The organism is Saccharopolyspora pogona (assembly GCF_014697215.1).
Lineage (GTDB): Bacteria > Actinomycetota > Actinomycetes > Mycobacteriales > Pseudonocardiaceae > Saccharopolyspora > Saccharopolyspora hattusasensis.
On sequence record NZ_CP031142.1, the window covers coordinates 8,818,247 to 8,830,514 of the forward strand.

Annotated in this window: 15 protein-coding genes; 11 read left to right on the top strand and 4 right to left on the bottom strand. The window is 72.0% G+C overall.

Going from position 1 to position 12,268, the window contains the following annotated elements:
• The first annotated feature begins 102 nt into the window (after positions 1-102).
• The 7 genes from DL519_RS41645 to DL519_RS41675 all read left to right on the top strand — a co-directional run bounded on the left by DL519_RS41645 (position 103) and on the right by DL519_RS41675 (position 5,727).
• On the top strand, positions 103-864 hold the full coding sequence (locus tag DL519_RS41645) for a DeoR/GlpR family DNA-binding transcription regulator (protein WP_190823149.1): 762 nt from the start codon (positions 103-105) through the stop codon (positions 862-864).
• A complete protein-coding gene (gene pfkB, locus DL519_RS41650; RefSeq protein WP_190823151.1) occupies positions 861-1,805 on the top strand; it encodes a 1-phosphofructokinase in 945 nt (314 codons plus the stop codon). Before DL519_RS41645 ends, pfkB begins: the two co-directional genes overlap by 4 nt.
• The gene (locus DL519_RS41655) at positions 1,802-2,254 is read left to right on the top strand and encodes a PTS sugar transporter subunit IIA (protein WP_190823152.1); all 453 of its coding nucleotides are present in this window, start codon (positions 1,802-1,804) and stop codon (positions 2,252-2,254) included. Before pfkB ends, DL519_RS41655 begins: the two co-directional genes overlap by 4 nt.
• Positions 2,251-3,732, top strand: a complete 1,482-nt coding sequence (locus tag DL519_RS41660; protein ID WP_190823154.1) for a PTS fructose transporter subunit IIC — start codon at positions 2,251-2,253, stop codon at positions 3,730-3,732. The genes DL519_RS41655 and DL519_RS41660 overlap by 4 nt, the downstream gene beginning before the upstream one ends.
• Before the next feature lie 37 nt (positions 3,733-3,769).
• Positions 3,770-4,045 carry an HPr family phosphocarrier protein gene (locus DL519_RS41665; RefSeq protein WP_190823156.1) on the top strand — a complete coding sequence of 92 codons (276 nt, stop codon included), beginning with the start codon at positions 3,770-3,772 and terminating at the stop codon, positions 4,043-4,045.
• A 72-nt stretch (positions 4,046-4,117) separates the two neighbouring features.
• On the top strand, positions 4,118-5,260 hold the full coding sequence (locus DL519_RS41670; protein ID WP_190823158.1) for a M24 family metallopeptidase: 1,143 nt from the start codon (positions 4,118-4,120) through the stop codon (positions 5,258-5,260).
• A 26-nt stretch (positions 5,261-5,286) separates the two neighbouring features.
• On the top strand, positions 5,287-5,727 hold the full coding sequence (locus DL519_RS41675; protein WP_168589726.1) for an Lrp/AsnC family transcriptional regulator: 441 nt from the start codon (positions 5,287-5,289) through the stop codon (positions 5,725-5,727).
• A gap of 83 nt (positions 5,728-5,810) precedes the next feature.
• Here the strand turns inward: DL519_RS41675 and DL519_RS41680 are convergent, their stop codons facing one another.
• Complete coding sequence (locus DL519_RS41680; protein WP_190823160.1) at positions 5,811-6,890, bottom strand: GDSL-type esterase/lipase family protein; 1,080 nt, start codon at positions 6,888-6,890, stop codon at positions 5,811-5,813.
• Positions 6,891-7,011: 121 nt separating this feature from the next.
• Here DL519_RS41680 and DL519_RS41685 point away from each other — a divergent pair, with 121 nt between their 5' ends.
• Positions 7,012-7,566: an FxsA family protein gene (locus DL519_RS41685; protein ID WP_190823162.1), complete on the top strand. Its 555-nt coding sequence runs from the start codon at positions 7,012-7,014 to the stop codon at positions 7,564-7,566.
• Positions 7,567-7,734: 168 nt separating this feature from the next.
• Positions 7,735-9,354, top strand: coding sequence for an amidohydrolase (locus DL519_RS41690; protein WP_190823164.1), 1,620 nt, complete (start codon positions 7,735-7,737; stop codon positions 9,352-9,354).
• A 182-nt stretch (positions 9,355-9,536) separates the two neighbouring features.
• Here the strand turns inward: DL519_RS41690 and DL519_RS41695 are convergent, their stop codons facing one another.
• Positions 9,537-9,818, bottom strand: a complete 282-nt coding sequence (locus DL519_RS41695; RefSeq protein WP_190823167.1) for a hypothetical protein — start codon at positions 9,816-9,818, stop codon at positions 9,537-9,539.
• A 124-nt stretch (positions 9,819-9,942) separates the two neighbouring features.
• Between DL519_RS41695 and DL519_RS41700 the strand changes: the two genes are divergently transcribed.
• Both DL519_RS41700 and DL519_RS41705 read left to right on the top strand, forming a co-directional pair.
• The gene (locus DL519_RS41700) at positions 9,943-10,341 is read left to right on the top strand and encodes a hypothetical protein (protein WP_190823169.1); all 399 of its coding nucleotides are present in this window, start codon (positions 9,943-9,945) and stop codon (positions 10,339-10,341) included.
• Positions 10,342-10,363: 22 nt separating this feature from the next.
• On the top strand, positions 10,364-10,537 hold the full coding sequence (locus tag DL519_RS41705; protein ID WP_190823171.1) for a hypothetical protein: 174 nt from the start codon (positions 10,364-10,366) through the stop codon (positions 10,535-10,537).
• Positions 10,538-10,686: 149 nt separating this feature from the next.
• On the opposite strand, the gene DL519_RS41710 is transcribed toward DL519_RS41705, so the two are convergent.
• Both DL519_RS41710 and DL519_RS41715 read right to left on the bottom strand, forming a co-directional pair.
• Positions 10,687-11,829: an AI-2E family transporter gene (locus tag DL519_RS41710; RefSeq protein ID WP_223840103.1), complete on the bottom strand. Its 1,143-nt coding sequence runs from the start codon at positions 11,827-11,829 to the stop codon at positions 10,687-10,689.
• A 76-nt stretch (positions 11,830-11,905) separates the two neighbouring features.
• Complete coding sequence (locus DL519_RS41715) at positions 11,906-12,256, bottom strand: DoxX family protein (protein WP_190823175.1); 351 nt, start codon at positions 12,254-12,256, stop codon at positions 11,906-11,908.
• Positions 12,257-12,268 lie beyond the last annotated feature (12 nt).

Here is a 12,268-nt window from a genome sequence, read left to right on the forward strand (position 1 = left end):
CCAACCGTGCTGGAGGTTTCCCTCGCGTTCTCGAAGCCTTGACAATATGGCAACAAAGGGCACAATCAAGCAACACCAAACATTAACCGGAGGACAACGGGCATGTACGGGGCGGAGCGCCAGCAGCTGCTGGCGCAGCGGGCACGACGCGACGGGCGCATCGACGTCACCGCCGCGGCGGCCGAGTTCGAGGTGGCACCCGAGACCATCCGCCGTGATCTCGCCGCGCTCGAACGCCAAGGCCTGGTGCGGCGCGTCTACGGCGGCGCCATCCCGGTCGAGCGGCTCGACTTCGAACCCGGGGTATCGCTGCGCGACCAGACCAATGCGAGCGAGAAGGAGCGCATCGCCCGCGCCGCGCTGGAGCGGGTGCCCAGCCGGGGCACCGTGCTGCTGGACGCGGGCACCACGACGGCGCGGCTGGCGGGCCTGCTGCCCGCCGACCGCGAGCTGACCGTCGTCACCAACTCGCTGCCGGTGGCCAACCAGCTGGCCATCCGCAACAACTACAACGTGCACCTGCTCGGCGGGCGGATCCGCGGCACCACGCTGGCGACGGTTGAGTCCTGGGCGCTCGACGTGCTGCGCGGCCTCACCATCGACGTGGGGTTCTTCGGCACCAACGGCTTCTCGGCCGCCCGCGGCTGTACCACCCCGGACCCGGCGGAGTCCGCGGTGAAGGCGGCGATGGTGGCCGCCTGCCGCAAGCGGGTGCTGCTGGCCGACCACAGCAAGTACGGCGACGACCAGTTCAGCCGGTTCGCCGAGCTGTCCGAGATCGACGTCGTGGTGACCGACGAGGGCCTCGACGAGGCGGCACTCGACGAGCTCGAGCAGATCGAAGCGGAAGTGGTGCTGGCGTGATCGTGACCGTGACGCCGAACCCGAGCCTGGACCGCACCGTCCAGGTGGACCGGCTGGTGCCCGGTGCGGTGCACCGAGCCCTCCGGGCGCACCTGGACCCGGGCGGCAAGGGCGTGAACGTGGCCCGCGCGCTGGCCGCGGCCGACGTGCCGACGCTGGCGGTGCTGCCCTCCGGCGGCGCGGTGGGCGCGCGGCTGGCCGAGCTGCTGGCGCCGGAGGCGGTGCCGGTGGTGGAGGTGCCGGTGCAGGCCCCCACCCGCAGCAACATCGCCGTGGTGGAGGCCGACGGCACCACGAGCAAGTTCAACGAGCCCGGCCCGGAGCTCACCGCGGACGAGGTCGCGGCGATGGAGCGCACCGCCGCCGACCTGGCCGGGCGGGCGGACTGGGTGGTGACCTGCGGGAGCCTGCCCGCCGGATGCCCGGACGACCTGCACGCCCGGATCGTCGCCGCCGCGCGGCGCGCCGGGGCGATGGTCGCCGTGGACACCTCGGGACGCCCCCTGGAACTGGCCTGCCAGGCCCGGCCGGACCTGGTCAAGCCGAACCTCGCCGAACTCGCCGAGCTGGCCGGTGGGCCGCTGCGCGACCTCGGCGACGTGCTGGCCGTCGCGCACCGGCTGCGGGCCGGCGGCGTGGTGACCGTGCTGGTGAGCCTCGGCCAGCTGGGCGCGGTGCTGGTCGCGGAGACCGGCACCTGGCACGCCACGAGCATCGCGACCGAGGTGCGCAGCACCGTCGGCGCGGGCGACGCGATGCTCGCCGGATTCCTGCGGGCGGGCGGCAAGGGCCCGACCGCCTTGCGAACCGCCGTCGCCTACGGCACGGCGGCGGTCGGGCTGGCGGGCAGCCGCATGCCCGGCCCGGACGACGTCCGCCCGCTGCGGGTGCGAGTGGACACAGTGGACAAATCAGTGAGCCTCAGCGGAGTGGCGGCATGACAACCGAACTAATCACCTCGGACCTCGTGGAACTGGACCTGGCCGGCACCGACCGGCAAGCCGTGGTGCGCGACCTCGCCGAGCGGCTGGTGGCCGCCGGCCGCGTCACGGACCTCGAGCAGTTCCTGGCCGACATCGAAGCCCGCGAGCAGCAGATGCCCACCGGGCTGGAGGGCGGCATCGGCATCCCGCACTGCCGCTCCGCGGCGGTGACCGCGCCGTCGCTGGCCTTCGGCCGCAGCACCGCCGGCGTCGACTTCGGCGCCGAAGACGGCCCGGCCAAGCTCATCTTCCTCATCGCCGCCCCGGCAGGCGGCGGCGCCGACCACATGACGGTGCTCGCCGCGCTGGCCCGGCGCCTGGTGCGCGCCGAGTTCAAGCAGACGCTGCTCGACGCGACCGACGCGGCGCGGCTCGCCAAGTACGTGCGTGAGGAGGTCACGCCGTGAAGTACGTAGCCGTCACCGCCTGCCCGACCGGCATCGCCCACACCTACATGGCCGCGGAAGCCCTGGAGCAGGCCGCCAAGGCGGCCGGCGACGAGGTGCTGGTCGAGACCCAGGGATCGGCGGGTTCGACGCCGCTGTCCGCGGCGGACATCGCGGCGGCCGACGCGGTGATCTTCGCCGCCGACGTCGGGGTGCGGGACCGGGACCGCTTCGCGGGCAAACCGGTCGTGGAGGCCTCCGTGAAGCAGGCCATCAACGACGCGGCGGGCCTGCTGGGCCGCGCCAAGGACGCGGCGGCCGAGCAACCGGCGGGTGCGCCCGAACCCGCCGGCGCGTCCGAATCCGCCGCCGAAGAGCCGGAACTGGCCAGCAAGGTCTTCGCCGGCACCGGTTTCGGCACCCGGCTGCGGCAGTGGTTGATGACCGGCGTCAGCTACATGATCCCGTTCGTGGCCGCCGGCGGTCTGCTGATCGCGCTGAGCTTCGCGCTCGGCGGCTACCAGATCACCGACGCGCCGCCGGTCACCGGCAACTTCGACGCCGCGAGCCTGGTCAGCTGGGCCGCCCTGTTCAACCAGATCGGCACGCTGGCCTTCGAGTTCCTGGTGCCGGTGCTGGCCGGGTTCATCGCCTTCGCCATCGCCGACCGGCCCGCGATCGCCCCCGGCTTCGTCGGCGGCGCGGTGGCGGTGACCGTCGGCGCGGGCTTCCTGGGCGGGCTCGTCGCCGGTCTGCTGGCCGGTGCCGTGATCGCCGGGCTGAAGCGGATCAAGGTGCCGCGCGGAGTCGCCGGGATCATGCCGGTGGTGGTGCTGCCGCTGCTCGGTTCGCTGGTGGTGGGCGCGCTGATGTTCGTCCTGATCGGCAAGCCGATCGCGGTGGCCATGGCGGCGCTCACCGGCTGGCTGACCGGCCTGTCCGGGGCGAACGCGGCGCTGCTGGGCGCCCTGCTCGGCGCGATGATCGCCTTCGACATGGGCGGGCCGATCAACAAGGTCGCCTACACCTTCGCCGTCGGCGGGCTGAGCATCGGAACCACGGCGTCGCTGGAGATCATGGCCGCCGTGATGGCCGCCGGCATGGTCCCGCCGCTGGCACTGGCCCTGGCCTCGGCGGTGCGCGGCAAGCTGTTCTCCCCGGCCGAGCGGGCCAGCGGCCGCGCCGCCTGGCTGCTCGGGGCGTCGTTCATCACCGAGGGAGCGATCCCGTTCGCGGCGGGCGATCCGCTGCGGGTGATCCCGTCGATCGTGATCGGCTCGGCGACGACCGGTGCGCTGTCGATGACCTTCGGCGCCACGCTGCGCGCCCCGCACGGCGGGATCTTCGTGACGCCGCTGGTGGGCAACCCGCTGGCCTACCTGGCCGCGATCGTCGTCGGCGTCGTGGTGGCAGCGGTGGCGGTGCTGTTCGCCAAGCAGCTCGGCCGCCCGGCCGTCGAGCAGCCGGCTCCCGAAGCCGCGGCCGCCGTCCCGGCCTGAACCCGGCTTCGCCAAACCACATTCGGAGGAACAAGCCATGCAACGTCGAGTCCGCATCGCCTCTTCGGTCGGCCTGCACGCCCGCCCGGCCGCACTGCTCGCGAAGGCCGCTGCCGCGCAAGCCGCGACCGTCACGATCGCCAAGGTCGTCGACGGCGTGGCCGGTGAGCCAGTCGACGCGGGCAGCATGCTCGGCCTGATGTCCCTGGGCGCCCAGCACGGCGAGGAGGTCGAGCTGTCCGGCAGCGACGAGGCGGCCCTGGACGACCTCGTCGCCCTGCTCGAACAGGACCTGGACAAGGCCCCGGCCTGACTCGGCGCCGCGCGGCGCGAACTGGACCAGCCGGGGCGGCGGGTCGCCGCCCCGGGGTTAGGCTTGGGAGCCATGGCCACCGTCTCGATTAAGCAGGATCCATCAGTGTTCGCGGCCCGGCTCATCAAAGCCGCCGAAACTGCTGCCGCGGCGGAACTCGACGCGCTGCTGATCACGCCCGGTTCCGATCTGCGCTACCTCCTCGGCGCGGGCGGGGAGTCGCACGAACGGCTGACCTGCCTGGTGTTGCCGGCCGGCGGCCGGCCCGCGCTGGTGCTGCCGAAGCTGGAGGAGCCCGGCTTCGCCGACATCCCGCTGGCCGAGCTCGGCATCGACGTCGTGACCTGGGTCGACGGCCAGGACCCGCACGCGATGGTGGCCGACCTGGCCAGCCGCGGCGGGGCGCCCGCCCGGTTGGCCGTCGCCGACGTGATGCCCGCGCGGCACGTGCTCCCGCTGCGCGATGCCCTGCCCGACGCCGAACAGGTGCTGGCCGGGACCGTGCTGCGCGAACTGCGGATGCGCAAGGACGCCGCCGAGATCGAGGCGCTGCGCAAGGCCGGGGCCGCCATTGACCGGGTGCACGCCCGGATGGCCGAGTTCCTCAAGCCGGGCCGGACCGAGGCCGAGGTCGGCGCCGACATCTCCGCCGCGATCCTCGAAGAGGGCCACACCGAGGCGGCGTTCGTCATCGTCGGCTCGGGACCGAACGGCGCCAGCCCGCACCACGCCGTGTCGAACCGGGTGATCGAGCGCGGCGACGTGGTCGTCATCGACATCGGCGGCCCGAACGCCGAAGGCTACAACTCCGACTGCACCCGCACCTACGCGATCGGCGAGCCCACGCAGGCGGACGTCCGCGAGACCTACGCAGTGCTGGAGGCCGCGCAGCGCGCCGCGGTCGAGGCGGTGCGGCCGGGCGCGACCGCCGAGTCGATCGACGCCGCCGCCCGCGAGCCGATCGCCGCCGCCGGGTTCGGCGAGTTCTTTGTGCACCGCACCGGGCACGGCATCGGGCTGGACGTGCACGAGGAGCCCTACATCGTCGGCGGCAACGCCCTGCCGCTGGAGGCGGGCATGGCGTTCAGCGTCGAGCCGGGCATCTATCAGCCGGGGCGCTGGGGCGCGCGGATCGAGGACATCGTCATCGTCACCGAGGACGGCGTGGAGAGCGTGAACAACCAGCCGCACGAGTTGATGGTGTTGCCGGCGTGAGCGACAGGTCCGCGACGCCAGGCGTCCTGGAAGGCACCGACCGGACCATCCTGCGCGAACTCGCGCGGGACGGCCGGTGCAGCTTCACCGATCTGGCCGAACGCGTCGGTTTGAGCGTTTCCGCCGTGCACCAGCGGGTTCGCCGCTTGGAGCAGCGCGGTGCCCTGCAGGGCTACACGGCCAAAGTGGACGGTGACCAGATCGGGTTGCCGCTGACCGCGTTCATCTCGCTGACCCCGATCGACCCGGCCGCGCCGGACGACTACCCGCAACGGCTGGAGCACCTTCCGCAGATCGAGTCGTGCTATTCGGTGGCCGGCGACGAGTCCTACATACTGCAGGTGCGGGTGGCGTCGCCGCTGGGACTGGAGGAACTGCTCCGGCAGATCCGCGAGGCGGCGAAGGTGTCCACCCGAACGACGGTGGTGCTGTCGACCCCGTTCGAGAACCGCCCCCCGGCGATCTGATCGGGGCTTTCAGCCGACCAGGGCCCGTGAGTGATTTTCGGTGCTGTAGCGCCTGAAAACGCTCACGAGCCCTTGTCGCAGGATTATGGGTGGGCTTGGGCGGCCGCGAGTTGTTCCGGGACCGGCCTCAGGTTGCCGCGCTCGTCCGGCAGGCACATCGCCGTCGGGGCATCGGTGGCCATGAACTCGCCGAGGCAGTGGCCCAGTTGTGTGTGCCCGGCGGCGTTGGCGTGGAACGATTCCTGCATCGCATGCGGCGCGCGCCGCTCGTCCTGGAGGCTCGGCCAGTCGACCGTCAGCCGGGTGAACCACTCGCCCTCTGCCGTGCGCGGGTTCCCGGTGCACGCCTCGTGCCCGGAGCCCGCCCGGGACAGGTCCAGGAACCGGGCGTCCGCCTGCCGCGCGACCTCCCGCAGCCCGGCCGACAACTGCGGCACCCCGGTGTCCCGGATCCACTCCAGGTCGCCGGTCAGGAACGGGCAGCCGGACAGGTCTTGCAGCTCGGGCTTGACCCCGGGGCCGACCGGCGAGGCGTAGGACGGCACGATCAGCGAGTAGCTGCTCGGCGTGTAACCCGCGCTGTCCATCGCCGCCCGGATGTCGTGCAGCGCGCCCAGCACCTTCGGCTTCATCCGCTCCACGCGCTGCGGCCACGCGGTGCGCAGCGGCGCCGCGCAACCGTCCGGGGCCTGCCGCACCCAGGCTTCCACGCACTGGTTGACGACTTCGGTGAAGCCCGGGTCGTCGTTCGCGCCGACCTGAACCACGACGTCGGTGATCCGGTAGCGCCGCGCCAGCTCGGCCAGCCGCTGCGACTGGGAACCCTCGGCGTGGCCGGGTTTCGGGGTCGCGCCCACCAGATCGGTCCGCGCGCCTGAGCAAGCCAGGTTGATGCGGGTCACGGCGGGCGGCAGCCGCAGCTGGTTGACCGGCGCGGCGGCCGAACGGTGGCACCAGTTGTCCTGCTCGCCGTTGGTGCCGGCCTCGTAGTTGCCGCCGCCTTCGCCGGACATCGTGCTGTCGCCGAGTGTCACCACCGCGGCCGGGAGCTGCTTGGGCTGCAGCGGCAATCCCGGCAGGTACTGGTCGCTGATCAACACCGCGAGCGCGAGCACGGTGCCGACCAGCAGCAGGATCAGTGGTTTCGACTTGTGCGCCAGCATCGCGTGGAAGTCTATGGGGCCGCCGCGCGGCGGCCTTCATCACCTCTGCGGGTTTTGGGAGCATTTGCGGCGTCTGGTTCGTTGAACCGGGTGACTGCCACCGACAGGAGGTCTCCGCGCCGTGCAGATCCTCGCCCTTCTCCTCGTCGCCGGTGTGGTCGAACTCGCCGTGCTGGTCGCCATCGGCCAGGCGATCGGGGTGCTGCCCACCATCGGCCTGCTGGTCGCCGCCGCCGTGCTGGGCAGCTGGCTGCTGCGCTGGCAGGGCCGCCGGACCCTGCAGGAGTTCCGCGAAGCCACGCGCCAGCGACGGCCTCCGGAGAGGGAGCTCTCCGACGGCGTGCTCATCGCCGCCGCGGGCATTCTGATCATCCTTCCGGGGTTCCTCAGCGACGTGGTCGGCCTGCTGTGCCTGCTGCCACCGGTCCGCGCCGTGCTGCGAAAGCGGATGCTGCGCGCGGCGGAGCGGCGGTCGAAGGCGATGCAGGACCAGATGTGGCTGCACACCCAGCAGGCCTACCGCCGGCAGGGCGCGACCGCGCCCGGCGGCGACGTCATCGACGGCGAGGTGGTTTCGGTCACCGAGGACGACGAGCCCGCCGCGGCCGGCCCGGAACTGCTTCCCCCGCAGCGGTCTGCGCAGGCAGAACGACCGGACGGGCGCCCGCGCCGGTGATCGGTCGCCGTCGGCGTCAGCTGGTGCCGGTGGGCGGGTAAGCTCGCCAGAACGATCGCGGCCGGGTTCGCGCTGGGGGCCGGTTCGATCGCGGGATCGTGCGTCGACGCCTTCGACCGATCTCGACCTGCGCAGATGGAAAACCCGGAACGGGGAAGCACGAAGGACATGTCCGAGACCACGTTGTTGCTCGGTGGGCGGATTCACTCGCCCGCCGACGCCGGTGCCACCGCGATGGCCGTGACCGATGGCACCATCGCGTGGGTCGGCACCGACGAGGCCGGCCGTGCGCTGCATCCCGACGCCGAGATCATCGACCTCGAAGGCGCGTTCGTGGCGCCTGCCTTCGTCGACGCGCACGTGCACGCGACCTCGACCGGCCTGCTGCTCAACGGCCTCGACCTGACCGGTTGCGCGTCGCTGACGGAATTCCTGCACGCACTGCGGGATCACGTGGCGGAGTACCCGGGCACGCTGGTGTGGGGCCACGGGTGGGACGAGACGTGGTGGCCGGAGCGGCGACCCCCGACCCGCGACGAGATCGACGGCGCCGCGGGCGGCGCGCCGGTGTACCTGTCCCGGATCGATGTGCATTCCGCGCTGGTGTCCACGGCGCTGGTGGGCCGGGCGCCGCTGGCCCGCGGGGCCGAAGGCTGGAGCGAGCAAGGCCCGCTGACGCGCGTCGCGCACCACCACGTCCGCCGCGCCGCACGAGAAGCCCTCGGTGCCGCGCAGCGCCAGGAAGCGCAGCTGGCCTTCCTGCGGCACGCGGCCTCGCGGGGCGTGGCGTGCGTGCACGAATGCGGCGGGCCGGACATCTCCGGGGCGGACGACCTGGCGGACCTGCTGGCGCTTGCGGCGCAGGGCGGCGTGCCGGAGGTCGTCGGCTACTGGGGCGAACTGGGCGCGGTGGACCGGGCCCGCGAGCTCGGTGTCCGCGGCCTGGCCGGTGATCTCTTCGTCGACGGTGCGGTCGGTTCGCGCACCGCGGCGCTGCGTGAGCCCTACTCGGACGACCGGACCACGGCGGGCGTGCTCTACCTCGACGCGCACGCGGTGGCCGAGCACCTGGTGGAGTGCACGCGCGCCGGGATCCAGGCGGGATTCCACGTGATCGGCGATGCCGGGGTGGCCGAGGTCTGCGACGGCTTCCGCAAGGCGGCCGAGATCGTGGGTGCTCCGGCGCTGGCGAGCCTGCGCCACCGGCTGGAGCACCTGGAGATGGTCGACGAACACCAGGCCGCCGAACTGGGCAGGTTCGGCGTGGTGGCGTCGGTCCAGCCGTCCTTCGACGCCACCTGGGGCGGTTCCCACGACATGTACGCGCGGCGCCTCGGCGTCGGGCGCGGCACCCGGCTCAACCCGTTCTCGAAGCTCGCCGCCGACGGCGTGCTGCTGGCGTTCGGTTCGGACGCACCGGTCACGCCGGTCGACCCGTGGCGCGCGGTCCAGGCCGCGGTGCACCACCGCACCGCCGGTTTCGGCATCTCACCGCGTGCCGCGTTCACGGCGCACACCCGGGGCGGTTGGCGAGCCGCCGGGGTCGACGACGGCGTCACCGGCACGTTGGTTCCCGGTGCGCCTGCGACCTACGCGGTGTGGGAAGCCGGGAATCTCGTTGTGGCGGCACCTGATTCGCGGGTGCAGCGGTGGTCCACCGACCCGCGGGCGGGTGTGCCGGGCCTGCCGGACCTCTCCCCGGACGCCCCGCTGCCGCGCTGCCTGTGCACGGTCCTGCGCGGGGAAACCATCTATACCCGAGCCGCCGAGGACGACGAACTCGTCTAGCGGGCGAGAAGATCGCCTGCTCCGGCAGACGAGGTGGAATCGGCCGCCTGACCAGGCCCGTGACAGCCTTCGAGGGGCGCCGTGGGGGGCGCCCCTCGAAGGTTCGTCGCTGCGATCAGGCTGTGGGGGTCACACCGACGTCACTGCTGTCCCGAGATGCCCCCGCCCCAGGCGGTCCCAGGCTATCCCTCGTCATCCTGCTGCTGCGGCTGCTGCTGTTCTTGCTGCTGCGGCTCCTGCTGCTGCTGCTCCTGCTGCGGCTGCTGCTGCGGCTGCTGCTGCGAATCAAAGGCGGGCAGGATCTGGAAGCCCGATTCGGCGGTGGGGTTCTCTTCGAGGAAGGCGCTGACATTGCTCGGCAGCTGGAAGGTGGGCTCCTCGTCGGCGCTGGCGATGCCCTGGGCGCCGAGCAGGAGGCCGGTCGACGCCGCAGCGGCGAGGACGAGTTTGGCGGTCGTACGCATTTGCTTCTCCCGTTGGTGAAGGGGTTGGTGCGACTGGGAATCTGCCCTGCCTGCGGCCTTCCAGCAGCGCGGGGCCACCAATGTGTGTCACCCCCGGCCGACGTGTTTCGCGCCGTGATCGTCGGTGACCCATTCGGACTGCCTGCTTTGTCCCCCGGCCACTGATCAGGGGAAGACCCTGCTGACCAGCGATCCGGCGGGGTTTGAAGAACGGGCGCGCGAGTCGCTGACCGTCCAATTCGCACAGTCGTCGGGCCAGCGCCTCGCCTTCGGCCGGGTCGTCGCTCTTGATGTGCAGCAGCAGCGGTTCGCGCGGGAACTCGGCGAGCACCTCGTCCAGCGACGGCATCAGCCCGGCTCCCCTGCCGGAGACGCGCCGCTGGCGGTGGTGCGGGAGCGCCTCCCGCTGTGTCGGAAACACCTGATGGCGTCGGGTGTGCCGCCCGGGCGTTACCACATCGGTCTCGTGTTGCACAATGGTTTCGGCAGCGCATGTCCGCCCGCTGCGATCTCCAGCCGATAACACCACTCTCGGGGTGAGGATTGTGCCCAGTCACGCCACGTCCGGCAACGACGCGCTCCACCGGCCGGTCGAGGGCCGGCGTGCTTGCCCGGTTCCGAGCGACCTGATCGCGGTGCGGGGCCCTTGGGGCACCCGGCGGCGGAGGCGGCAGCTCGGCTCGACCGGCATCATCACCGCCGACGTCGTCCGGGTCTGACCCGGCCCGGCAACCAGCCCAACCTGCGGCAGCGGCAGGACCGACGCTGCCTGCGAAGCATCCTGGCCACCGCGCGCTGCGCCAGCCGACCTCGGTGCGCGGCGCTGGTCAACCGGGATTACCCGTTCCGCTGCGTGGCCATTCCTGCGTCATGGCTGCTGGTGTCCGTTGCCGCCGTGCTCCGGGACCGCGCCCGCCTGAGTGTGGAGGGCGCGGATGACGGTGTTCGCCGTGGCGACCAGCGGCACGGCCAGGACCGCACCGCCGACACTGGCGAGGGTGAAACCGGCCGTCACGCTGAGCACGACGGCCAGCGGGTGCAGCCGCACGGCGTGCCCGAGCAGCAGCGGTTGCAGCACGTGCCCTTCCAGCTGCATCACGCAGACGACCACGGCCAGCAGGATCAGCGCGTTGACCACGCCGTTGGCGGCCAAGGCGACCAGCACCGCCAGGCTGCCGGTGACGACCGCGCCGATGTAGGGCACGAAGGCGCCGAGGAAGATCAGCACGGCGAGCACGAAGGGCAGCGGCACGCCGAGCACGGTGGCGCCGATGCCGATCACGGCGGCATCGATGAACGCCACCGCCGCGGTCGCGCGAACGTAGGCGACGAGCGTGATGAATCCCTGCCGCCCCGCGTTGTGCACGCGGAAGCGGATCGTGCGCGGCATCGTGACCCGCACCAGGAACGACCAGATCGAGTCGCCGTCGCGGAGGAAGAAGAACAGCGTGAACAGGCCGAGCAGCACGCCGGCGAGGAACCTCAGCAGGGTGCCGGTGGTCGCCAGCGCGGTCGTCGGCAGGCCGCCCCGGTCGATCCGCAGGGCTTCCGAAAGCTGTTGGAAGACCTGGTTGAGCTCCTGCTGGCTCAGGCTCAACGGCCCCCGGATCAGCCAGTCGTGGATCTGCTGGAAGCTGGCCACCAGCTGTTCGCTCAGCCCGGACAGTCCCGCCACGAGCGTGTTGATCACCACGGCCAGCACGGCGCCGAGCGCGGCGAGCCCGCCGACGAGCACCAGCGTGGTCGCCAGCGTGCGGTTCAGCCCCTTGCGGACCAGCCAGTGCACCGCCGGGGACATCAGCGCCGCCAGCAGCGCCGCCACCGCCACCGACATCACTTCGCCGTAGAGCAGGCTGAAAACCTGCCACAGCACCCAGACAACGGCGACCAGCACCAGCAGTCGCCATCCCACGGCGGCGGCGACGCGCAGGCCGCGAGGTATCGCCACTGCGACACCGCCCCGGCCGCCGGAATCGTCCACGTCCCGTGGTTGGCCCGCAACGCTGATCACCAAACGTTCCCGTTTCACGGGTTTGACCCGGTGCGAAACGGGGTATAGCGCGATGATCATCCAATGAGGACGGGCGTCAGGCGGCGATCGCGAACGCCAGCGCCGCGGTGCAGGCGGCGAGCATGCCGGTGCAGTTCAGGAACAGGTTCCGGCCGAAGTCGCGGGCGCGGATGTGCGATGTGAACGCGATCAGGAAGTAGCAGACGAGTGCCGCGCTGGTCAGGATCGCCAACGGGCGGAACCAGATGCCGATGACCAGACCGGCGGCGGCCGCGAACTTCAGCAGCGGCAGCAGCCGCCAGTACCGCTCGGGGAAGCCCACGTCGACGAGGCACCGGCGGACGAATCCCACGGGCTTGATGCACAGCAGCGCATCGCCGAAGTGGATGAGGGCCAGCACCGCAAGTGGCCACCACGGTTCGATCATGTTCGCTCCCTG

Bases quoted from the DNA above. Each gene is read 5' to 3' on its own strand.
- DL519_RS41645 (WP_190823149.1), top strand. From the start codon at position 103: ATGTACGGGGCGGAGCGCCAGCAGCTGCTGGCGCAGCGGGCACGACGC.
- DL519_RS41655 (WP_190823152.1), top strand. From the start codon at position 1,802: ATGACAACCGAACTAATCACCTCGGACCTCGTGGAACTGGACCTGGCC.
- DL519_RS41665 (WP_190823156.1), top strand. From the start codon at position 3,770: ATGCAACGTCGAGTCCGCATCGCCTCTTCGGTCGGCCTGCACGCCCGC.
- DL519_RS41670 (WP_190823158.1), top strand. From the start codon at position 4,118: ATGGCCACCGTCTCGATTAAGCAGGATCCATCAGTGTTCGCGGCCCGG.
- DL519_RS41680 (WP_190823160.1), bottom strand. From the start codon at position 6,890: ATGCTGGCGCACAAGTCGAAACCACTGATCCTGCTGCTGGTCGGCACC.
- DL519_RS41690 (WP_190823164.1), top strand. From the start codon at position 7,735: ATGTCCGAGACCACGTTGTTGCTCGGTGGGCGGATTCACTCGCCCGCC.
- DL519_RS41695 (WP_190823167.1), bottom strand. From the start codon at position 9,818: ATGCGTACGACCGCCAAACTCGTCCTCGCCGCTGCGGCGTCGACCGGC.
- DL519_RS41715 (WP_190823175.1), bottom strand. From the start codon at position 12,256: ATGATCGAACCGTGGTGGCCACTTGCGGTGCTGGCCCTCATCCACTTC.